This window comes from Limnohabitans sp., assembly GCF_017848645.1.
Classification (GTDB): domain Bacteria; phylum Pseudomonadota; class Gammaproteobacteria; order Burkholderiales; family Burkholderiaceae_C; genus Limnohabitans_A.
The window spans coordinates 1-21,863 of the sequence record NZ_JAFEIF010000072.1 but is presented as its reverse complement, the minus strand read 5'-3'; the positions used below and the strand labels follow the sequence as shown (position 1 = coordinate 21,863).

Below are 21,863 nucleotides of genomic sequence, written 5' to 3'. Positions count from 1 at the left end.
TGAAAATCAGTGGTTGTCTTTGGGCACGGCCGAGCCGCGCTGGCCGACCAGAAAGTCCATGTCCGCGCCTTCGTCGGCTTGCAGCACATGGTCGATGTAGAGCTTCCAGTAACCCGAGTTCATGGCGGGTGCGGGCTTTTCCCACAGGGCCAGGCGGCGGGCCAGCTCTTCGTCGCTGATCAGCAGCTGCAGTTTGCGCTCGGGCACGTTCAGCTCGACCATGTCGCCGTTTTGCACCACAGCCAGCGGGCCACCTGCAGCCGCTTCGGGCGTGGTGTGCAGCACCACGGTGCCATAAGCCGTGCCGCTCATGCGGGCGTCCGAGATGCGCACCATGTCGGTGATGCCCTTGCGCAGCACCTTGGGCGGCAGCGGCATGTTGCCCACCTCGGCCATGCCGGGGTAGCCCTTGGGGCCGCAGTTCTTGAGCACCAAAATGCAGTTCTCGTCCACATCCAAGCTCTCGTCGTCGATGCGCTTGTGGAAGTCGTGGCTGTCTTCAAACACCACGGCGCGGCCGGTGTGCACCATCAGTGCAGGTGTGGCGGCGCTGGGCTTGATGACCGCACCGCGCGGGGCCAAGTTGCCGCGCAGGATGGCGATGCCGGCTTTCTCCTTGAATGGGGCCTCGAAAGTCTTGATGACGCGTGGGTCGTAATTCACGGCGCTGGCGATGTTCTCGCTCACCGTCTTGCCGCTCACCGTGACGATGTCTTTGTGCAGCAGGTGCTCGATCTCTTTCATCACCACGGGCAACCCCCCTGCATAACAGAAGTCTTCCATCAGGTGATCGCCGGAGGGCTGCAAATTGAGCAGGCAAGGCAGTTCGCTGCCCAGGCGTTCAAAATCGTCCACGGTGAGCTTCAGTCCCAAACGGCCCGCAATCGCGATCAGGTGGATCACCGCGTTGGTCGAGCCGCCAATAGCGGCCAGCGTGCGGATGGCGTTTTCAAAGGCTTCGCGGGTCAGCACCTTGCTGATGGTCTGGTCGGTGTGCACCATCTCGACAATGCGCCGTCCGGCGTCGCGCGCCAGCACATTGCGGCGGCCGTCCACAGCCGGATAGGCCGCGTTGCCGGGCAGGCCAATGCCCAGGGCTTCGACCATGCTGGCCATGGTGCTGGCGGTGCCCATGGTCATGCAGTGGCCATGGCTGCGGTGCATGCAGCTCTCTGCTTCAAAAAAGTCGGTCAGTTTGAGCGTGCCCGCCCGCACCTGCTCGCTCATGCTCCACACACCCGTGCCCGAGCCCAGCTCCTGGCCGCGCCATTTGCCGTTCAGCATGGGGCCGCCTGACACGCCGATGGTGGGCAGGCCCACGCTGGACGCGCCCATCAGCAAGCTGGGGGTGGTTTTGTCGCAACCCATGAGCAGCACCACGCCGTCGATCGGGTTGCCGCGAATGGATTCTTCGACGTCCATGCTGGCCAGGTTGCGGTACAGCATGGCCGTGGGGCGCAGCAGGGTTTCTCCCAGCGACATGACGGGGAATTCGAGCGGGAAGCCACCCGCCTCGTACACGCCGATCTTGACCTGCTCGGCCAGGGTGCGGAAGTGCGAGTTGCAGGGCGTGAGTTCGCTGAAGGTGTTGCAGATGCCAATGACCGGGCGGCCGTCAAACTGGTCGTGTGGCACGCCTTTTCCCTTGACCCAGCTGCGGTAGGCGAAGCCATCGCGGTCTTGGCGGCCAAACCATTGCTGGCTGCGCAGGTCTTCGGGTTTCTTGCGGGGAGGGCTGCCGTTGTTGTCGCTCATGGTGCGTGTCCAGGTTGGGAGTCGGTTTTGAATCCTGAAAATCCTATCGTATGACGATAGAAAAACAAACAGGCTTTGTAAAGCCAGCGACATGGGGCAAACCCTAGACACCAAGACGACTGGGCCTAGGGTTTACCAGAGTCTGTGTCGGGCAATCAATCATCATATGATAGGCCGCTGAATTGATAACCGCATGACGAACAATTTCCACAAAAATTCTCTTGATTTACTGGGTCAGGCCATTTTGTCTGGCCGTTATGCGGTGGGCGCGAGTTTGCCGCCCGAGCCGATTTTGTGCGAAGAGCTGGGCGTGAGCCGCACTGTGGTGCGCGAGGCCATCAAGTCTTTGGTGGCCAAGGGCCTGCTCTCCACCGGCCCCAAGGTGGGCACCCGCGTCATGCCCGATGCGCACTGGAACTGGTTTGACCCCGACGTGGTGGCCTGGCAGGCCCGCTGCGGCCTGACGCCCGAGTTTTTGAAAGACCTGCAGGAGCTGCGGCGTGTGGTGGAGCCGGCCGCTGTGCGCCTGGCTGCCGAGCGGGCCACGCCCGAGGACATTGCCCACATCGAAGCCGCTTACGCTGGCATGAAGCAAGCGGTGGAAGAGGGTGGTGATTACGTGACGCACGACCTGCGGTTTCACGAAGGTTTGCTGCAGGCCTCGCACAACCGCATGCTGGTGCAAATGAGCAAGGCGCTCAATGCCTTGCTGCGCACCAGTTTCGAGATTTCCACCCGCATCCAGGATGGCACCAAGACTTCCTTGCCCTTGCACCGGGCGGTGCTCAACGCCGTGATCGCCCGCAACCCGGCCAAGGCCGAGCGCGCTGTCATGGTCTTGATCGAGGGGGCCCGGCAAGACATCGAGCAGGTGCTGGCTTCGCGCCGCAAATTGCCGGTGGTCTCGGGCGTGGCCACCGCCATCAAATCGAAAACCCGGCCTGCAAAACGGGCCGCCCAAAAAGCCACCAAGGAAGTGGCTTGAGCCGCAAGACACCCATGCAAACCACCATCAACGCTTTTTTCAAACTGCTGGAGTTTCTGGTCGTGGCCTGCCTGGTGGCCATGGTCATCATGGTCTTTGGCAACGTGGTGCTGCGCTACGGCTTCAACTCGGGCATTTCCATCTCGGACGAGATGTCGCGCTACTGCTTCATTTGGCTGACCTACATCGGTGCCATGGTGGCCATGCGCGAAAAAGGCCACTTGGGGGTGGACACCCTGGTGCGCCGCCTGTCGCTGGGCGGCAAGAAGCTGTGTTTTTTCTTGAGTGAAATTTTGATGCTGGGCTGCAACGTGCTGTTCTTTTGGGGCACCTGGAAAATGCACGATCTGCAGGTCACCAACATCTCGGTGGTGGTGGGCATTTCCATGATCTGGATTTATGGCATTGGCTACGTCACGGCCGCCGTCATGGGCATCATGAACCTGCACAAACTGGTCCTTTTGCTCACCGGTCGTCTGGCCGAGTCGGACCTGGTGATGGTGGTCGAGTCGGAGGACCAGGTGGGGCTGGCCGACATGGCCCCTGAAACCACCCCAGAAGTGCGAGGCCGCGCATGACCATCGCCGTCTTTGTCTTCAGTTTGCTCGGGGCCATGGCCTTGGGCATGCCCATTGCCTATGCCTTGCTCGTGTGCGGCCTGAGCCTGATGGCCTACATGGCCAGCAACGGCATGATCAATGCCTTTGACAGCCAGATTCTGGCGCAGCGTTTTGTGGATGGCGCGGACAACTTCCCTTTGCTCGCGGTGCCCTTTTTCTTGTTGGCGGGCGAGTTCATGAACGCGGGCGGTTTGAGCCGCCGTATTGTGAATTTGGCCATGGCCTGGGTCGGTCATTTCAGGGGCGGTCTGGGCTATGTGGCCGTGATGGCTGCCGTGATCATGGCCTCGCTGTCGGGCTCCGCTGTGGCCGATACGGCGGCGCTCGCGGCCTTGCTGATTCCGATGATGAAGCGTGCGGGCTACAACGTGGGCCGATCGGCGGGATTGATCGCCTCGGGCGGCATCATCGCGCCGGTGATTCCACCCTCCATTGGTTTCATCATCTTCGGTGTGGCGGCCAACGTGTCCATCACCAAGCTGTTTTTGGCGGGCATTGTGCCGGGGATTTTGATGGGCGTGGCCATTGGCCTGACCTGGTGGTGGCTGGCCAAGCGCGAGAACGTGCAGCCCGCACCGCGCATGCCTCTGTCTGAAAAACTCAAAGCCACCCGTGAAGGCATCTTGGCGCTGGGCTTGCCCGTTTTCATCATCGGCGGCATGAAGTTTGGTGTGTTCACCCCGACCGAGGCGGCGGTGGTGGCGGCGGTCTACAGCTTTGTGGTGGGCGCGTTCATTTACCGCGAATTGCAATGGTCCAAGCTCTACGGCCTGATTTTGGCAGCGGGCAAGACGACCTCGGTCATCATGTTTTTGGTGGCGGCGGCCATGGTCAGCGCCTGGCTGATCACCGTGGCCAACATTCCGGCCGAAGTGGCCCGCATGATGGAGCCGCTGATGGGCAACAAGACCTTGCTCATGGTGGTGTTGATGCTCTTGGTCATTGTGGTGGGCACGGCGCTCGACTTCACACCCACCGTGTTGATCTTGACGCCGGTGCTGATGCCCTTGGTCATCAAGGCGGGCATTGACCCGGTCTATTTTGGTGTGCTGTTCATCATGAACAACGCCATTGGTCTGATCACCCCACCCGTGGGCACCGTGCTCAACGTGGTGTGTGGCGTAGCCAAAATCAACATGGACACGGCATTCAGGGGGGTCTTGCCCTTCTTGTGGGCGCAGCTCGGTGTGCTGGCCCTGTTGATCGCTTTCCCTTCCATCGTCATCGAGCCGATGAAATGGATGTTGAGATGATTTCTTAACCCTGTGTGTTTTTTTATAAAGGAGACAGTCATGTTGAAACGCAGAAATCTGGTGGCCCTGATCGCGGGCACATTCCTGGTGGCATCGAGCGCCATGGCGCAGTTTGCCGACCGCAACATCAAGTTCACCAACGGCGTGAACGAAGACCACCCGGTGGGCGTGGGCGTCAAGAAGATGCAGGAAGTGCTGGCCGCCAAAACCGGTGGCAAGATGAAGATCACCGCCTTCTGGGGCGGTGCAGCGGGTGGCGACTTGCCAGCTACCCAAGCCTTGCGTGCGGGCACCCAAGAGATGGTCTGCACCTCCAGCTCGCCGCTGGTGGGCATCATCAAAGAATTGGGTGTGTTTGACCTGCCCTTCTTGTTCGCCAACGAAAAAGAGGCTGACGCCGTGCTCGACGGTGCAGCAGGCAAGTACTTCAATGCCAAGCTCGAAGCCGCTGGCCTGGTGAACCTGGCCTATTGGGAAAACGGTTTCCGCAACCTCACCAACAGCAAGCGCCCGGTCACCAAGCTGGAAGACTTTGACGGTGTGAAAGTTCGCGTGATGCAGAACAACATCTTCCTGGACACCTTCAAGACCTTAGGCACCAACGCTGTGCCCATGGCCTTTGGCGAGGTGTTCACCGCCCTGGAAACCAAGACCATCGACGGCCAGGAAAACCCCTTTGTGACCATTGAGACCTCCAAGTTCAATGAAGTGCAAAAGTTCCTGAGCGTGACACGCCACGCCTACACACCTTTCCTGGTGCTTTACAGCAAAAAGCTGTGGGACCAGCTCAACCCGCAAGAGCAAGCCGTGCTGCGTGAAGCGGCCATGGAAGGGCAGAAAGTGCAACGCGCCGCCAACCGTGCTTTGAACGAAAGATCCCTGGCCAGCCTGAAGACCAAGGGCATGCAGGTCAACGAGGTGAGCGCGGCCGAGCAAAACCGCATCCGTGCCAAAGTCGCTTCGGTGTACGACAAGCACAAGGACTCGATCGGTGCTGACGCCATCAAGGTGGTGCAAGACGAGTTGAAGAAGTCTCGCGGCGGTTGATTCTCCGCGCTCAGCCTGTTTGCTGAACCCGCAAGCTCCACAGCCGACCGCTGTGGGGCTTTTTTAACGACCGAAATGGGTGCTGCCATGAAAATCACGCAACTCGAAACCATCCGCTTGGGCGAATTTCCCAACATCATCTGGGTGCGCTTGCACACCGACGAAGGCCTGGTGGGCCTGGGCGAAACCTTCATGGGCGCGCAAGCGGTCGAGGCCTATTTGCACGAATGGGTCGCGCCCAAACTGGTGGGCCAAGACCCGTTGGCCATCGAGTCCCGCCAGCGCGACATCACCGGCTATTTGGGCTGGCGCGGGTCCGGTGTGGAAACGCGTGGCAACTCGGCAGTCGACATCGCGCTGTGGGATATTTTTGGCAAAGCCGCGGGCATGCCCGTTTACACCGCTTTGGGCGGCAAGAGCCGCGACGAGATCCGCGTGTACAACACCTGCGCCGGTTACCAATACATCCGCAGCAACGTGAACCAGACCAGCAGCAACTGGGGCTTGGGCAACAACGCCGGGCCTTACGAAGACCTGCAAGGCTTTTTGCACCGCGCCGACGAGGTGGCCGAGTCGCTGCTGTCTGAAGGCATCACCGGCATGAAGATCTGGCCGTTTGATGTGGCCGCAGAAAAGTCGCACGGCCAGTACATCAGCCCGCAAGACCTGAACACGGCGCTGGAGCCCTTTCGCAAAATCCGCAATGCGGTGGGCGACAAGATGGACATCATGGTCGAGTTCCACAGCCTGTGGCGTTTGCCCATGGCGCAAAAGATTTCACGCGCTCTGCAAGAGTTCGACACCTTCTGGCACGAAGACGCGATCCGCATGGACAGCCTCGATTTGCTCAAGCAGTACGCCGTGGACTGCAAGGCGCTGATTTGCGCGAGCGAAACGCTCAGCTACAAGTGGGGCTTCAAGGACTATTTGCAAACCGGCGTGGCCGGTGTGGCCATGCTCGATTTGAGTTGGTGTGGGGGCCTCACCGAAGCACGCAAGATCGCCGCCATGGCCGACGCATGGCAGCTGCCCGTGGCCCCGCACGACTGCACCGGCCCGGTGGTCTGGGCCGCGTCTACGCACCTGTCGCTGCACGCGCCCAATGCCTTGATTCAAGAGAGCGTGCGCGCTTTTTACAGCGGCTGGTACAAGGAGTTGGTGACCGAATTGCCGCAGGTGAAAAACGGCATGATCAGCCTGAACGACAAGCCGGGCCTGGGGCTGGAGTTGCTGCCCGATCTGCACAAGCGGGCTGATGCGGTGGTGCGGGTGAGTTGTTGAAAAAAGGGGGCTAAAAAGTCCCCTTTGACAAAGCCTGAAAGATCAGCCACGCCCCACAAACGGCATGTTGGTCGCCATCACGGTGGTGAACAAGATGTTGGCCGACAGGGGCAGGCGGGCCATGGTCATGAAGGTCTCGACCACGGCTGACATGTCCATGCGCGGCTCGGCCTTGATGCTCAGGTCGGCCTGGTGCACACCTTGCGCCATCTTGAGCGTCATGTCCGAGGCCACGTTGCCGATGTCGATCTGGCCCACGGCGATGCTGTAGGGGCGGCCGTCCAAAGACGCGGCGCGGGTCAGTCCCGAGATGGCGTGTTTGGTGGCGGTGTAGGCAATCGAGCCCGGGCGCGGCACATGGGCCGAGATCGAGCCATTGTTGATGATGCGGCCGCCTTGCGGGCTTTGCTCTTGCATCAGCTTGAAGGCATACGACAAGGTATAGAAGGCGCCATTCAGGTTGATGTCCACCGCACGGCGCCATTCGTCGCCTGACAGGTCGCCTGGCAAGGTGTAGGGCAGGGAAATGCCCGCGTTGTTGAACACCAGATCGAGTCGGCCAAAGCGCGCGCGGATCTGATCAAACAGCGCTTTGACTTCATGCTCTTTGGACAAATCGGTCGGGATGGCATGGGCGTGGCCAGCGTTGGCACCCGCTTCAGCAACGGCCGCAGCCAGCGCATCGGCGCGACGCCCGACCAGAACGACTTGCCAGCCTTCTTGCAGCAGAGCCAGGGCGCAGGCTTTGCCAATGCCGGAGCTGGCACCGGTGACGAGGGCGATTTTCGACATGTGTTGACTTTCAGTGGGGTCTTGAAAAAACGGTGATTGTCAGGCGTTTTGGAAAGAAATCTGTACCTTGAGTGACTGGCTTTTGTCGGCCGCCAAGTCAAAGGCTTCGATGGCGCGCTCCAGGGGCAAGACGCTGGTGATGACGGGCTTGCCGTTGACCAGGCCTTCGTTCAAAAAGCGCACCGCGGTGGCGAATTCGGCGTGGAAGCGGAAGGTGCCACGCAGGTCCACCTCTTTGGCCACGATCTGCGTCATGGGCAGGCTGATGTCGCCGCCCATGCCCACGGTGATCAGCACGCCACGCGGCACGATGGTGTCCAGGCCCACGCGCAAAGCGGCTTCGCTGCCCGAGGCCTCGAACACCACGTCAAACTGGCCTTTGTCCACCTTGTAGGCGTCCAGCGCTTGAGGCTGGGTCTTGAGGTTGATGGTCTCGTCCGCGCCCATCTCTTTGGCGCACTTCAGCGGCAAATCGGCGATGTCGGCAGCGACGATGCGGGCAGCACCTGCACGGCGCAAAGCACCAATCAAGAGCGAGCCAATCGGGCCGCAACCGGTCACCAGCACCTGCTTGCCCAGCACACTGCCCGCACGCTGGATGGCGTGCAAGCCGACCGACAAAGGCTCGGCCAAAGCCGCTTCGGACAGGCTCAGGTGGTCAGCAATCGGGTGGGCCTGGTAGCCCTCGATGATCAGCTGCTCACTGAACCCACCCTGGATGTGCGGGAAGGGCATGGCGCTGCCGTAAAAGCGCATGTTCAAACAATGGTTGTGCTGGCCCGCTTGGCAAAAGCGGCAGTGGCCGCAAGGGCGCGAAGGCGAAATGGCGATGCGTTGGCCTTGCGGCACGCCGCTCACACCCGCACCCACAGCATCGACCACACCCGAGATTTCGTGGCCCAGTGCAATGGGCTGCTTGATGCGCACGGTGCCAAAGCCGCCGTGCTGGTAGTAATGCAGGTCCGAGCCGCAAATGCCGCCATAGGCCACATTCACACGCAGCTGGTGTTCGCCCAAGGCGGGCAGTTCGGTGTTTTCGATGCGCAGGTCTTGGGCCGAGTGGCAGACAACGGATTTCATGGGAGGTTCCTTGCAAAAGCTTCAAAGGGTGGCGGTCACGCCGCCGTCAACGTAAAGGATATGGCCATTCACAAAACGCGAGGCGTCCGAGGCCAGAAAGACGGCCGCGCCGCCCAGGTCTTGCACATCGCCCCATCGGCGGCTGGGTGTGCGGCCCACCAGCCAGCTGCTGAAGGCCGGGTCATCGACCAGCTTCTGGTTGAGTTCGGTTTTGAAGTAGCCGGGGCCAATGCCGTTGACGTTGATGCCAAACTGGCCCCAGTCGATGGCCATGCCTTTGGTCAGCATCTTCACCGCGCCCTTGGTGGCGGTGTAAGGTGCAATGCCGGGGCGTCCCAGCTCGCTTTGCACCGAGCAGATGTTGATGATCTTGCCGCGTCCACGCGGGATCATCTTTTTGGCCACCGCCTGGCCCACGTAGTACACGCTGTCCAGGTTGGTCTTCATGATGGTGTGCCAGTCGGCGTCCTGGTATTCGTGCAGTGGGCCGCGAATTTGCATGCCCGCGTTGTTGACCAGGATGTCGATGGGGCCTTCGACCTCGATCTGCTCGACGGCAGCACGTACGCTGTCGGCATCGGTCACATCAAATACCGCCGTGCTGACCGACAGACCTTGGGCTTGCAGAGCAAGAGCTGCGGCCTCCACCTTGCTGGCCGTGCGGCCGTTCAGGACGACGTGCGCCCCGGCTTGCGCCAGGGCTTCGGCCAGTGCCAGGCCAATGCCGGCGGATGAGCCGGTGATCAGGGCGCGGTGGCCCGATAAATTGAAGGAATTCAGAACATTCATCGCATCAGCATCCATTTCAGAGGAACCATCACCAGGCTCGGGAAGGCAATGAGCGAACCCATCACCACCACCTGGGATATCAGGAAAGGCATGACACCCCGTATGACATCGTGCATCGGGATGCGGCCTACGCCGCAGACCACGTTGAGCACCGTGCCCACAGGCGGGGTGAGCAAACCGATGGCGTTGTTCATGATGAACAGCACGCCAAAGTAGACCGGGTCAATGCCCGCTTCGCGTACCAGGGGCATCAGCACCGGCGTGAGGATCAGCACCGTGGGCGCAAAGTCCAGCGCCGTGCCGACGATCATCACCAGCAGCATCAGCATGACCATCAACAGGGTTTTGTTGTCGATAAACGGCCGCAAAATTTCGACAATCTGCGCCGGGATGTTGGCCACCGTGATGAGCCAGGCCGACACCAAGGCGGCTGCAACGAGGAACATCACCACCGAAGAGGTTTTGGCGGCCGCCAAAATAATGCCGTACAGATCCTTGACCTTGATTTCGCGGTAGATGAACAGACCCACGATCAAGGAGTACACCACCGCCACTACCGCCGCTTCGGTGGGGGTGAAGACGCCCATCTTCATGCCGCCGATGATGGTGATGGCCAGCAGGTAAGACCAAAACGCGTTGATGGTCACCGAGATGCGTTCTTTGAACGGCACTTTCTCGGCCACCTCCACCTTGTCCTTGCGGGCCACGATCCACCAGGTCACGATCAGGGCAAAACCCATCATGAGCCCCGGAAAAATGCCCGCCATGAAGAGCTTGGAGATCGACACGCCGCCGATCACGCCAAACAAGATAAAGCCAATCGAGGGAGGAATGACGGGTGCGATGATGCCGCCCGCGGCAATCAGGCCCGCCGAGCGGTCCATGCGGTAACCGGCTTTGCGCATCATGGGCAGCAAGACGGCGGCCAACGCGGCCGTGTCGGCCACGGCCGAGCCCGACAAGCTGGCCATGACGATGGCGGCAAACACCGCCACATAACCCAGTCCGCCACGAAAGTGTCCCACCCACACCATGGCCGAGTTGACGATGCGCCGGCTCATGCCTCCTGCATTCATCAGCTCACCGGCCAGCATGAAAAAGGGCACGGCCATGAGCGGAAAGTTGTCAGCGCCGTTGATCAGGTTTTGCGACACGATCTGGGTGTCGAAGTTGTCCAGGTGCAGCATCAGCGCCACGCCCGAAACCAGCAGCGAAAACGCCAGCGGCATGCCCAGCGCCATAGCCGCCAGCAACGACACAATGAACACAACGACGGTCATTTTTGGGCCCCTTGGGTGTGCGCGATCATGACCTCTTCCGAGTCTTGTACCTGGATCAAATCGGTTTCCTCGAAGTTGCCTTTGGCCAGCTGCACCAGCTTGCCCAGGATCATCAAGCCCATGGCCACGCTGGTGACATAGCCCACGCCATACACCCAGCTCATGGGAATTTCGGTCACGGCCGAGCGCGTGCTGGCGTTGATGCCGTGTTGCTTGAAGGTGCCGTAAAACATGAGGGTGCAGCAGCCCAGCATCAGCAGGTTGGAAACAGCGAAGGCGATTTTTTTGCCGCGAAGGCTGAGCTTGCGCACGATGGAGTCCAGACCCAAGTGGCCGTTTTCACGCATGGTGACGATGGCGCCCAGGAAGGTGATCCAGATGAACAAAAACCGCGACAACTCTTCCGAGCTGATGATGCCGTCGTTGAAGCCGTAGCGCAGCACCACGTTGCCAAACACCATGATGACCATGGCCGACAACATGATGACCAGCGTGAGCTCTGCCAGCTTGAAGAAAAGGTCGTTGATTTTTTTCATACGGGGATCAAAAAAAGCCCCCTCCAAAGAGGGGGCGAGTTTTCAGTCAGACCATCACTTGGTGTCTTCGATGGCCTTGAGCAAAGCCGGGCCGTTTTTCTCGCCAAAAGTCTTGGCAATCTCGGCCGACACGATCTTCTGGAACGGGGCCATGTCCACGTTTTCGATCACTTGCATGCCGGACTTCTTCAAGTCGGCCACCACCTTGCCTGCGTTGGACGCGTTCAGGCTGCGCTGGAAGGTGGCCGCTTCGCGGGCCGCATCCACCACCACTTTTTGGTAGTTGGCGGGCAGGCTGTCGAACTTGGCCTTGTTCATGGCCACCACCAGGGGCGAGTACACGTGGTTGCTCACCGTCAGGTGCTTTTGCACTTCGTAGAACTTGGACGACCAGGTCACGTTGATCGGGTGTTCTTGCGCGTCAAAGGTGCCGGTTTCGAGCGCGGTGTACAGCTCGGCAATCGGCATGGGTGAGGGGTTCATGCCCAGCAGTCTGAAAGCCTGGATGTGGTACGGGTTGGGCGTGGAGCGGATCTTCAGGCCCTTCAGGTCGTCGGGCTTGTTCACGGGACGTTTGTTGTTGGTGAAGGCGCGCCAGCCGTTTTCCCAATAAGCCAGACCTTTGAGGCCGTGCGGGGCCAATTCGTTGAGCACGCCCGTGCCCACCGCACCGTCGAGCACGTTGTAGGCGTGTTGCGCGCTGCGAAACACAAAGGGCAGTTCCATCGCTGCCGTGTTGGGCACGATGCCGTTGAAGTTGGACGCGCCGCTGGAGACGATGTCAATCGTGCCGCCGCGTGTGCCGTTGATCATGGCCGCATCGTTGCCCAGCTGGTTGGCTGGGAACACGGTGATTTCCACATCGCCGTTGGTGCGTTGCTTGACCAATTCGGCCAGCTTCATGGCGGCGGCGTGCTGGCCGTCGGTGGCGTTGACGGCGTGGCCCATTTTCAGGTTGAACTTGGCAGCGTAAGCGCTGGAGCCGACGGCGGCCACGAGGCAGGCGAGCAGGATGCGGGAAAGTTTCATGGTGTTGTCTCCGGGTTGATTTAAAGGACTGTCGCGAAACTCAATCGGTGGGCAGCGCGTATTCATCGGCGCTGAAGACGGTGTGGAACACGGTGCCATCGAACATGGCGATCATGTCCTTGGACACTTCTTTGCTCTTCATGCGCACCTCAGAGGCCAGGGCGATCTCGATCGCCTCGCGGCTGGGGTAACGCACCGACAGCACCATGCCAAAGTGCGGGTCATTCACGTCGCTTTCGACTTGGCGCAGCACCCGCACTTCTTGTGCGCCCGGGAAGCGGGTCCACAGCGGCACCAGGTTCTCGCGGATGTAGCGGTTGAAGGTGTCCTCCATGCCGGGTTTGACTTGGCCTTGGAAAAATGCGCAGCGGATGAACATGAGGGACTTTCAAAAAAATCAGAGGGCAGGGTGCAGGCGACTGTGCAAAGCCAGAATCGCTTGCGCGACCATGTCCTGAACCGGTTCGGTGATGGGCAGGCAGATGACATCGGTCTCATCGGCCTGGGGTTTTTCGAGGGTGCGGAACTGGCTGTCGAGCAAACCCGGTTGCATGTAGTGGCCCACGCGCTGGTGCATGCGTTGCGCAATCAAATCGTAGTCACCATCGAGAAAGACAAAACACACATCGCCCGCTTGTTCGCGGATGCGATCGCGGTACGCGCGCTTGAGCGCCGAGCAGGCCACCACACGCCCAGGCTCGTGTGCTTGTGCGAGGCACTGGCCAATGCGGTCCAGCCAAGGCCAGCGGTCGGCGTCTTGCAGGGCAATGCCCGAGCGCATCTTGGCCACGCTCTCAGGCAGGTGCAGGTCATCGCCGTCCACCATGTCCAAGCCGAGGCGTTCGCTCAGGGCGGCGGCCATGGTCGACTTGCCGCAACCGGACACCCCCATGACGATCAGGCGCAAAGCGGACATGTTCAGCAGCTCCGTGCCGTCATGTTGGCGCATTCAGGCACGGGGCTTCGCAAGGCTTGCCCAGCAATACCCGCCTGCATGTTGGCAAATGCCAAATCGGCCATGGCTTGGCGCGTTTCGGTGGTGGCGCTGGCCATGTGCGGCGTCAGCACCACGTTGCGCAGGCTCCACAGCGCCTCGGGCACATGGGGCTCGTTGGCAAACACATCCAGGCCTGCGCCCGCGATGGTGCCGTTTTGCAGGGCCACGATCAGGGCTTCTTCATCGACCACGCTGCCACGCGCCACGTTGATCAAAAACCCGCGTGGGCCCAGGGCCTTGAGCACTTCGGCGTTGATCAAGTGCTTGGTGCCAGCGCCGCCGGGCGTGATGGCCACCAGAAAATCCACGTTCGCAGCCAGCTCGGCCGCCGAGGGGTAAAACTGGAAACCCGAATCGGGTTTTTCGCTGCGGGCGGTGTAAGCGATCGACATGCCAAAAGCCTGCGCCCGCTTTGCGATGGCCTTGCCGATGCGCCCCAGCCCCACGATGCCCAGGCGAGCCCCCGAGACCTTGCGGCCCAAGGCCATGGGGCCGTTGGGCCACTGGCCTGCACGCACAAACTGGTCCGCTTGCGGGATGGCGCGGCCCACCGACAGCACCAGGCCCATCGCCATATCGGCCACATCGTCGGTCAGCACATCGGGTGTGTGGGTCACGGGAATGCCATGCTCGATGGCGGCGGGCACATCCACACCGTCATAACCCACACCAAACACCGCCACCACTTTGGCCTGGGGCAGTTGCGCCAGCAGGCTGCGCGGCACGCTGGCCTCGCCCGTGCCCGCCACACCCACGATGCGCGGGGCCAAGGCAGCAAAAGCGGCCGGGTCGGTCACATGGGTGCGGTCATGCACGGTGTACAGCGACTCCAGGGCTTTTTGGTAGAAGGGGTGCAGTTTGGCCACGGCCAGCACATCGGATTTGGACAATTCAAAACTCCTGCTTCTCACTTTTGGACAGCGCTGTCCAAACGGGTTAAAAAAAATGGAATCCAGGTCGAAAGCCTATTTCTGTATTTTTCGGGCAAATCCGCTTCGGACAAAATCAGCCATCAAAACCTGTGGGATAGCGCTATCCTATAGACCTAGTGGCCCAACACTTCTACGGATAAACCCTTGCCAAGCCCCCTTGTCCATACCAAAAAACACCGCGCTTCCGGCCGTGTCACCCTGAGCGATGTGGCCCGCGCCGCCGGTGTCAGTCCCAGCACCGTGTCGCGGGCGCTGCGCGGAGAGCGGGCGGTGGACCCGGCCCTGATCGAGCGCGTCACGGCCGTGTCGGACATGCTCGGCTACGTGCCCGACCCGGCGGCCAGGGCGCTGGCTTCGCAGCGCAGTGACCATGTGGGCATCCTGATTCCGCTGCTGTCCAATGCCTTGTTTGTCGACCTGCTCGACGCTGCGCAAAACACTTTTCGCGCTGCCGGTTACCAGACCCTCATGGGCGTGACCCACTACAACCCCAGTGAAGAAGAGCAACTGCTGCGCGAGCAATTGCTGCACCGCCCGGCCGGTTTGCTGGTCACCGGGCTGGACCACAACCCGGCCACACGCCAGCTGATGGCCCGCAGCCAGGTGCCCTGCGTGCACCTGATGGATTTGCCCGCCAGCGACGGCGAAGCCTTGTATTGCGTGGGCTTTCGGCAGACCGATGCAGGCGCTGCCATGACGCGCCAACTGCTGGCCAGTGGCCGCCGCCGCATCGCCTTTGCCGCAGCGCAACTCGATCCGCGTGTGATGCAGCGCCTGTACGGCTGGCGTCACGCCCTGCAAGAGGCGGGTGCCTTCGACCCCACCTTGGAGTTTCTCAACCCCGCACCCTCATCGCTTGCTTTGGGCGGCGTCATGTTCGAGCAAATCATGCAGCAGCGCCCGGCCGTGGACGCCATCTTTTTTTGTAACGACGACCTGGCCCAAGGCGCCTTGATGGCGGCCTTGCGCATGGGTGTGTCGGTGCCGCAGCAAGTGGCCATTGCCGGCTTCAACGACCTGACCGGCAGCGACCAGATGTTGCCCACCCTGACCACCGTGCGCACGCCGCGTGCACGCATCGGCCAGGCCGCCGCCGACATGCTGCTGAGCCTGATGCGCGGCGAAGAGCCCGAGGTCCCCCAGCTGGATTTGGGCTTCGAGATCGTGCAGCGGCAAAGCGCCTGAGGAACGGACAGCCTTGTCAGCGTGGGCCCACTGGCCCATGCAACACATGGATCATAGGTTCACCCCGGCTCAAGCGGCCGATGTTATCGGCCAGAGTCTCCTGGCGGCGGCGCACCGTGCCGGCTGTCCAGCCTGACATGTGGGGTGTCATCAGCACATTGTCCAGCGCAGCGAAATCGAACTTCGACGGTGCGCATTCGCTTTGTGTGGGGGTGGGGTACTGGTACCAGGTGTCGATCACGGCGCCACCGATCTGGCGCGAGGCCAACGCTGCGTACAGCGCGGCCTCATCGATCACCGCCCCCCGACCCACGTTGAGCAGCACCGCATCGGGCCGCATGGCGGCCAGGGCCGAGGCGTTGACCAGGCCCTTGGTGTTGTCGGTCAGCGGCAGGCTGACCACCACCGCATCGGCGCTGGCCATGAAGGCCTGCAAACCGTCCAGCGTCCAGCTTTGGTCCACCAAGGGGTGGCTGATGGGGCTGCGGTTGGCCACATGCACCCGCATGCCAAAAGCCTTGGCGCGGTGGGCCACGGCCTGCGCAATGTGCCCAAAGCCCAGCAGGCCCAGAGTTTGCGCCCCCATTTCGGTGCGCAGCGCCGCCTGGCGACCGGCCCAAAACGTCCAGCGGCCTTGGCGCAAGTCCTGGTCGGCGCGGGCCAGTGGCACATGGCGCGTCAGCAAGGCGGCCATCACGTATTCGGCAATCGCGTTTTCGTGACCAAAGCAATTGGCCAGCGTGCAGTGCGCAGGCAGCAGGGCGGTGGAGATGGCATCGGTCCCTGCTGCGGGGGCATGGAACAGCCTCGCCTTCAGGGGGCTGGGCATGGCGCTGTGGAGCTGAATGCCGATCACCACGTCCGCGTTTTCATACAGCGCCCGCTCGCCCGGCTGGTCCAGTCCGTCGCTCAGGTCGCTGATGTGGTGCTGGGGACCGATCAGCGCTTCAAAACCCGGGCGAAAGTTGGCCGCATTCTGGCCATGGAAAACGATGTTCAAAGGGGCTGTGTTCATGGTGCCTCGCAATCGCAAATAGGGTGGAGCCAAGCGGCTGATGGCCATGCCCGAAAGACTTGGCGACAGGGCACTTGCAATCAGTCTATGCCAGTGGCTTCGCGCGGGCCTGTTGGCTCGGCGACAATTGAGGCTTGTTGTTTTGGAACGAGGCCCCGGCCATGGATACCCTGAAAAAAGTCATTCTCTTCACCGACACCGATGGCCGCGCCCGTTTTCGGGACGACGAAGTGCCCCTGAGTGAGGGCACCCCGCAAAGCCGTTTGTCGGCCCTGATGGCAGCCAGCGCCTGCCAGCTGCGCCAAAGCCCTGTGGGCTTTCGCAGCACATTCCACTGCACGGGCAACCCGCAATGGCTGTTTGTGCTGGGCGGTCAAATGGAGATCTTTTTGCAAGACGGCAGCTCGCGCATCTTTGGCCCCGGCGAGTTCTTTTATTCGGCCGACACCTTGCCCGAAGGGGCCACGTTTGACCCTGCCGTGCACGGCCACTGGAGCCGCCAGGTCGGCCCCGACCCCTTGGTGACCCTGTTCGTGCGCGACTGATTTTTGCCACCCCTTGGGGCAAAAAAAGAGCCCGCTTGAAGCGGGCTCTGTTCATGGGGCAGGGCGCTGATCAGCGACCGAAGCCGCCTCGGCCTCCGCCACCACCATTACCGCCGCGGTTGCCACCGCCACCGTAGCCACCACCGCCGTGACGGCGGCCACTGCTGGCCAGGCTGTCGATGCTGGTGCGGGTCGGGTCGGGCTGGCCGCTGGTGCGCACGGGCTTGCGGTTGGGCAAGTCCAGACGCGCAAACTGCGTGGTTTTGAGCGGGTCAATGTGGCGTGGCAATTCGTCGCCATCGCCCCGGCGACGTTCTTGACCGCCACCTTGGCCACCCTGGCCGCCACGGGCCGGGCCACGGCCTTCGGGACGAGGGCCGCGCAGTGCGGGACGGCCTTGGCCATCACCCCGGTTGTCAAAACGCGGATCGCCACGTTGCTCTTGGCCACGACCGCCTTCGCGGTTGCCATCACGGCCACCATCGCGGCCACCTTCACGGCGACCATCGCTCTGGCCTTCAAAACGCGGTGCGCCTTGTGGGCCGTTGCGGCGTGATGGCGGAGGTGCGTTGCGCGAAGGACGGGGCTGGCCCTGACCTTCGGCGCGGGGTTGGCGTTGACCGCCACCACCGCCACCACCCACGGCGACTTTGTTGTCGCGGATGCGTTGCATCATGTCCTGGCGTGCGGCTTTGGCGGCTGCGGCCATCACATCACGGCTTGGGGGCTTGCCTGCGCCGCCCCACAAAGTCTGGCGACCCATGGCGATGGGCTCGGCCACTTCGCCTGGCTCGGGGCCAAAGCCTTCGAGCAACTGGACTGGAATCTCTTGCTTGGTGAAGCGCTCGATGTCCATCATGAAGCCTTCCTCGTCCAGGCAGACCAGGCTCACGGCCTCGCCGCTGGCGCCCGCGCGGCCTGTGCGGCCAATGCGGTGCACATAGTCTTCCGACACGTTCGGGATCTCAAAGTTCACGACGTGTGGCAAGTCTTCGATGTCGATGCCGCGCGCCGCAATGTCGGTGGCCACCAAAGCGCGGATCTCGCCGCTCTTGAAGCCGGCCAGCGCTTGTGTGCGGGCGGTCTGGCTCTTGTTGCCGTGCAGGGCCATGGCCTTGACGCCATTTTTGGTCAGGAAGTCGGCCACGTTGTTGGCACCGAACTTGGTGCGGGTGAACACCAGCACCTGGCTCCAGTCGTGCTTTTGGATGATGTGCAGCAGCACGTCTTTTTTCTTGCTGCGGCCCACGGGGTGGATCACCTGCGTGATGCGTTGCACCGTGGTGTTGCTGGGCGTGACCTGGATGCTCTGCGGGTTCTTGAGCAGGTTGCCCGCCAACTCGCGGATCTCGTCGCTGAAGGTGGCCGAGAACAGCAGGCTTTGCTTTTCTTTGGGCACCAGGGCCAGCACTTTTTTCACGTCGTGGATGAAGCCCATGTCCAACATGCGGTCGGCTTCGTCGAGCACCAGCATCTCAACGGTGGACAAGTCCAGGAAACCCTGACCCTGCAGGTCCAGCAGACGGCCCGGTGTGGCCACCAGAATGTCTACGCCTTTTTTGATCTTGCTGATTTGCGGGTTCATGCCCACACCACCGAAGATCACAGTGGAGTCGAGCTGGAGGTATTTGCCGTAGTCGCGCACCGACTCTTCGACCTGGGCGGCCAATTCGCGGGTAGGCGTGAGCACCAAGGCACGGATGGCTTTGCCGCCAAAGCGGTTTTTGCCCGGCTCGGTCAGGCTCAGCTTGTGCAGCATGGGCAGCGTGAAGGCGGCGGTTTTGCCGGTGCCGGTTTGCGCACCGGCCAACAAGTCTTGTCCGGCCAGGACGGCGGGAATGGCTTGGGCCTGGATGGGCGTGGGGGTTTCGTAGCCGAGCTCGCGCACAGCTTGCATGATGGCCGGGGCCAGGTTCAATTCTTCAAAGTTCATTTTCGGAGCGCCATGTCCGGCGCCGGGTGTCGACTCAATCAACTGCTGTTGGCAGTGACCAGTGTGGGTCGACAAGTCTTAAGGTGGGCATGGAAACCGCAGGCGCTTGTTTTGAGCGTTGCCTGGGTCAGGCCCCAGCAGAAGTGCTGATGCTGGGGCAACTGGAGGCCTCAGCGAGTTGCATTGTCGCACAAAGCGAGTCGGGTGCTTTTGATGTCGCCATGGTGTGGCCGTTGTCGCTTGCGCGTCATGGGTTCAAACCCCAATTCAAAGCCGACCGCCGCAGCCCTAGACTGAACACGCAACGACGCACCTGAATTCTGGGGAGACAGCCATGACACAGCCATCCAAAACGCCACGCCGCCAATTTCTGGTGGCCTCCACAACCCTTGCCGCCTGCCTGAGCGGCATGTTTTTCGTGGGCCAGGCCCAGGCCCAAGCCGCACCCTGGCCAGCCAAGCCGATCAAGATCGTGGTGGCCTTTCCGCCCGGTGGCCTGACCGATGCCTATGCGCGCAACTATGGTGACTACCTGAGCACCCGATTGGGCGTGCCCGTGATCATCGAAAACAAGCCCGGCGCGGGGGCCATCATCGGCATCGACGCGGTGGCCAAGTCCCCCGCCGATGGCTACACCTTTGTCATGAGCACCTCGGGCACCTTCTGGCAAAACCGCATTCTTTACTCTAAGCTGCCCTACAACCTCGACAAAGACCTGACCCCGGTCACTGTGTTCCCCTCCGGCCCGCTGGTGGTGGGCATCAACGACAAGATCCCGGCCAAAAACATGGCCGAGTTTGTGGCCTGGGCCAAAAAGAACCCGACCTCCATGGGCACCTATGCGCCGGGCTCTTACCCGCACATGGTGGCCGACCAGACCAACCGCCAGCAAGGCACGGCCATCCAGTCGGTGCACTACCGGGGCGAAGCGCCCATGTGGCTCGATGTGGCCTCGGGCCAATTGCAAATCGCTGTGGGCAGTTTCCAGGCCTTCAATGCCGTGGCCACCCGCGGCGTGCGCGCCATTGGCGTGACCGGCAGCTACCGATCACCCAAGCTGCCCGATGTGCCCACCCTGACCGAGCAAGGCAACACCGAAAAACTGGTCACGCTCGAAGGCGGCCTGCCCCTGGTGGCCCCAGCGGGCACGCCCGAAGCGGTGCTCAAACGCATGGCCGATGAAGCTGTGGCCTGGGCCAACACCGAACGCGCCGCCAAGCTGCGCGAAACCTTCGCCATTCCCAATAAACCCAAAAACCTGGCCGACACCCGCAAAGACTGGGAAGGCGAAGTGCCCGTGTGGATCAAGCTGGCGGTGGACTTGGGGATCAAGTTGGACTGAAGCAGTGGCTTTGGCGCAGTATGGGGGCGCTGCATTTTGGATCACTTCCAAGGTTGTTCTTAATATTGCTTCATTTGAAGCTAAAATTGCTTCATGACCAGTTTGGCACATTTTTTATTGGGGCAGTCACGCTCTGCGGTGCTCAGCGCTTTACTGCTGCGGCCAGAGGTGGCTTTGCATGTGCGCGAGCTGGCGCGGCTCACCAACGTATCACCGGGTTCGCTGCACCGAGAACTTCGCAATCTGGCCGATATAGGTTTGCTGCTGCGTCAAGAAACGGGCCGACAGGTGTATTACCGAGCCAATGTGCAATGCCCCATTTTTCAAGAACTGGCTGGCTTGCTGCGCAAAACAGTCGGGTTGGTCGATGTGCTTCGTCAGGCATTGGTGCCGCTGGCGGGAAAGGTGGAGATGGCTTTTGTCTATGGCTCCATGGCCAGAGGACAAGAGCATGCACACAGCGATGTGGATGTCATGCTGGTGGGGGATTTGGACTTTTCTGAGGTGATCTTGGCTTTGTCAGACGCTCAGCAAGCCATTGGTCGAGAGGTCAACCCCAGAGTGCTTTCAAGGGATGAATTTGATGGCAAGTTGGCGCAGCCCGACAGTTTCGTGGCGCAAGTCTGGCGCGGCAGCAAGCTTTGGCTGGTGGGGGAACCATGAGCCTTGAAAATCTGCTCAAGATCCATCAGCTGCAGCGGCACACGGCCACTGCGGATGAAGTTCAGCGTTTGTTAGCTGCTGCACAACGCAATTTGGCTGACAGTGCTGTACAGGGCTTGAGCGATGAAACCCGGTTTGACGCGGCCTACAAAGCCATCATGCAATGTGCCATGGTGGGTTTGATGGCCAACGGCTATAGGCCTTCCACCACCACACCAGGGCATCACCAAACCATGATCCAGACGCTGGGTTTGACCTTGGGTGTTGATAAAGCTGTTTGGATTGTTCTAGATTCACTTCGCAAAAAAAGAAACCTCAACGATTACTCGGGTGACTTGATAGAACCGGCTGCAGTGCGCAGCTGTGTGACACATGCACAGCAACTGCTGAGTCAAACGCGGCAGTGGCTCAGTGCACATCGACCAGACCTTCTCAATACTTCAGCATGAACACCACCACCCGCAGCCTCGTCCAAAAGCACTGGAACTATTGCAGCGTGCTGCGCGACTATGGCATGAGCTATTGCAACGATGTGGAGCAGCTGACGTATTTGCTTTTCCTCAAGCTGATTGCAGGCGATTTGGGTGCCGATGTGCCCGAAGTCGCGGTTTAATCTCGCCCTATGAACAAAAGTGATCAGATGAGTTTTTTCGGCTTCGAGCCGGGTGGGGTGGACAAGCCCAAAAAGGCGGGGCGACCCCGGCTGGTCAAGGCGGTGGCCGTGCCCCCAGCCGCTGCCCTGCCCATGGCAGCCCCTGTCTCTCCCGCCTTGGCTGATACACCTGCTGCGCCCAGCCTGAACCC

The 21,863-nt window shown here is 61.2% G+C and carries 23 protein-coding genes; 11 read left to right on the top strand and 12 right to left on the bottom strand.

From position 1 onward, the window contains the following. Window positions 1-6: 6 nt before the first annotated feature. A complete protein-coding gene (locus tag QZ190_RS15295; protein ID WP_291917949.1) occupies window positions 7-1,755 on the bottom strand; it encodes an IlvD/Edd family dehydratase in 1,749 nt (582 codons plus the stop codon). Window positions 1,756-1,948: 193 nt separating this feature from the next. Here QZ190_RS15295 and QZ190_RS15290 point away from each other — a divergent pair, with 193 nt between their 5' ends. From QZ190_RS15290 to QZ190_RS15270, 5 genes are all read left to right on the top strand, one after another. After that, complete coding sequence (locus QZ190_RS15290) at window positions 1,949-2,740, top strand: FadR/GntR family transcriptional regulator (RefSeq protein ID WP_291917946.1); 792 nt, start codon at window positions 1,949-1,951, stop codon at window positions 2,738-2,740. Between the two features lie 14 nt (window positions 2,741-2,754). Continuing rightward, on the top strand, window positions 2,755-3,318 hold the full coding sequence (locus tag QZ190_RS15285; RefSeq protein ID WP_291917943.1) for a TRAP transporter small permease: 564 nt from the start codon (window positions 2,755-2,757) through the stop codon (window positions 3,316-3,318). Further along, window positions 3,315-4,613 carry a TRAP transporter large permease subunit gene (locus QZ190_RS15280; protein ID WP_291917940.1) on the top strand — a complete coding sequence of 433 codons (1,299 nt, stop codon included), beginning with the start codon at window positions 3,315-3,317 and terminating at the stop codon, window positions 4,611-4,613. Before QZ190_RS15285 ends, QZ190_RS15280 begins: the two co-directional genes overlap by 4 nt. 39 nt (window positions 4,614-4,652) lie before the next feature. Then, complete coding sequence (locus QZ190_RS15275) at window positions 4,653-5,660, top strand: TRAP transporter substrate-binding protein (RefSeq protein WP_090141972.1); 1,008 nt, start codon at window positions 4,653-4,655, stop codon at window positions 5,658-5,660. A gap of 87 nt (window positions 5,661-5,747) precedes the next feature. After that, window positions 5,748-6,941: a mandelate racemase/muconate lactonizing enzyme family protein gene (locus tag QZ190_RS15270; RefSeq protein ID WP_291917935.1), complete on the top strand. Its 1,194-nt coding sequence runs from the start codon at window positions 5,748-5,750 to the stop codon at window positions 6,939-6,941. A gap of 42 nt (window positions 6,942-6,983) precedes the next feature. Here the strand turns inward: QZ190_RS15270 and QZ190_RS15265 are convergent, their stop codons facing one another. Genes QZ190_RS15265 through QZ190_RS15225 form a run of 9 tightly spaced genes read right to left on the bottom strand, consistent with a single transcriptional unit; the run spans window position 6,984 to window position 14,334 of the window. Further along, window positions 6,984-7,733, bottom strand: a complete 750-nt coding sequence (locus QZ190_RS15265; RefSeq protein ID WP_291917932.1) for an SDR family oxidoreductase — start codon at window positions 7,731-7,733, stop codon at window positions 6,984-6,986. A 39-nt stretch (window positions 7,734-7,772) separates the two neighbouring features. Next, window positions 7,773-8,813, bottom strand: a complete 1,041-nt coding sequence (locus QZ190_RS15260) for an L-idonate 5-dehydrogenase (protein WP_291917929.1) — start codon at window positions 8,811-8,813, stop codon at window positions 7,773-7,775. 21 nt (window positions 8,814-8,834) lie between these two features. Continuing rightward, on the bottom strand, window positions 8,835-9,617 hold the full coding sequence (locus QZ190_RS15255) for an SDR family oxidoreductase (protein ID WP_291917926.1): 783 nt from the start codon (window positions 9,615-9,617) through the stop codon (window positions 8,835-8,837). Next, window positions 9,599-10,882 carry a TRAP transporter large permease subunit gene (locus QZ190_RS15250; RefSeq protein ID WP_291917924.1) on the bottom strand — a complete coding sequence of 428 codons (1,284 nt, stop codon included), beginning with the start codon at window positions 10,880-10,882 and terminating at the stop codon, window positions 9,599-9,601. Before QZ190_RS15250 ends, QZ190_RS15255 begins: the two co-directional genes overlap by 19 nt. Next, complete coding sequence (locus QZ190_RS15245) at window positions 10,879-11,418, bottom strand: TRAP transporter small permease (protein WP_291917921.1); 540 nt, start codon at window positions 11,416-11,418, stop codon at window positions 10,879-10,881. Before QZ190_RS15245 ends, QZ190_RS15250 begins: the two co-directional genes overlap by 4 nt. A gap of 54 nt (window positions 11,419-11,472) precedes the next feature. Then, window positions 11,473-12,447 carry a TRAP transporter substrate-binding protein gene (locus QZ190_RS15240; RefSeq protein ID WP_291917918.1) on the bottom strand — a complete coding sequence of 325 codons (975 nt, stop codon included), beginning with the start codon at window positions 12,445-12,447 and terminating at the stop codon, window positions 11,473-11,475. A gap of 40 nt (window positions 12,448-12,487) precedes the next feature. Beyond that, window positions 12,488-12,826 (bottom strand): hypothetical protein, encoded by a 339-nt coding sequence (locus QZ190_RS15235; protein WP_291917917.1) that lies wholly within the window; start codon window positions 12,824-12,826, stop codon window positions 12,488-12,490. A gap of 18 nt (window positions 12,827-12,844) precedes the next feature. After that, the gene (locus tag QZ190_RS15230; RefSeq protein ID WP_291917914.1) at window positions 12,845-13,363 is read right to left on the bottom strand and encodes a gluconokinase; all 519 of its coding nucleotides are present in this window, start codon (window positions 13,361-13,363) and stop codon (window positions 12,845-12,847) included. Between the two features lie 2 nt (window positions 13,364-13,365). Continuing rightward, window positions 13,366-14,334, bottom strand: a complete 969-nt coding sequence (locus QZ190_RS15225; protein ID WP_291917911.1) for a 2-hydroxyacid dehydrogenase — start codon at window positions 14,332-14,334, stop codon at window positions 13,366-13,368. 186 nt (window positions 14,335-14,520) lie between these two features. On the opposite strand from QZ190_RS15225, the gene QZ190_RS15220 reads away from it, so the two are divergent. Further along, a complete protein-coding gene (locus tag QZ190_RS15220) occupies window positions 14,521-15,561 on the top strand; it encodes a LacI family DNA-binding transcriptional regulator (protein ID WP_291917908.1) in 1,041 nt (346 codons plus the stop codon). 16 nt (window positions 15,562-15,577) lie between these two features. Here QZ190_RS15220 and QZ190_RS15215 read toward each other — a convergent pair whose 3' ends face one another. Further along, complete coding sequence (locus QZ190_RS15215; protein WP_291917906.1) at window positions 15,578-16,576, bottom strand: 2-hydroxyacid dehydrogenase; 999 nt, start codon at window positions 16,574-16,576, stop codon at window positions 15,578-15,580. A gap of 161 nt (window positions 16,577-16,737) precedes the next feature. On the opposite strand from QZ190_RS15215, the gene QZ190_RS15210 reads away from it, so the two are divergent. After that, complete coding sequence (locus tag QZ190_RS15210) at window positions 16,738-17,121, top strand: hypothetical protein (RefSeq protein WP_291917904.1); 384 nt, start codon at window positions 16,738-16,740, stop codon at window positions 17,119-17,121. Window positions 17,122-17,191: 70 nt separating this feature from the next. Here QZ190_RS15210 and QZ190_RS15205 read toward each other — a convergent pair whose 3' ends face one another. Then, a complete protein-coding gene (locus QZ190_RS15205) occupies window positions 17,192-19,054 on the bottom strand; it encodes a DEAD/DEAH box helicase (protein ID WP_291917901.1) in 1,863 nt (620 codons plus the stop codon). A gap of 334 nt (window positions 19,055-19,388) precedes the next feature. Here QZ190_RS15205 and QZ190_RS15200 point away from each other — a divergent pair, with 334 nt between their 5' ends. The 4 genes from QZ190_RS15200 (at window position 19,389) to QZ190_RS15185 (ending at window position 21,672) form a co-directional block, all read left to right on the top strand. Beyond that, window positions 19,389-20,396 (top strand): tripartite tricarboxylate transporter substrate binding protein, encoded by a 1,008-nt coding sequence (locus QZ190_RS15200; protein ID WP_291917899.1) that lies wholly within the window; start codon window positions 19,389-19,391, stop codon window positions 20,394-20,396. Between the two features lie 93 nt (window positions 20,397-20,489). Then, on the top strand, window positions 20,490-21,059 hold the full coding sequence (locus tag QZ190_RS15195; protein WP_291917898.1) for a nucleotidyltransferase domain-containing protein: 570 nt from the start codon (window positions 20,490-20,492) through the stop codon (window positions 21,057-21,059). Then, entirely contained in the window at window positions 21,056-21,508 is a 453-nt protein-coding gene (locus tag QZ190_RS15190) for a DNA-binding protein (RefSeq protein ID WP_291917895.1), read from the top strand. Before QZ190_RS15195 ends, QZ190_RS15190 begins: the two co-directional genes overlap by 4 nt. Next, complete coding sequence (locus tag QZ190_RS15185; protein WP_291917892.1) at window positions 21,505-21,672, top strand: hypothetical protein; 168 nt, start codon at window positions 21,505-21,507, stop codon at window positions 21,670-21,672. The genes QZ190_RS15190 and QZ190_RS15185 overlap by 4 nt, the downstream gene beginning before the upstream one ends. Window positions 21,673-21,863: the final 191 nt, after the last annotated feature.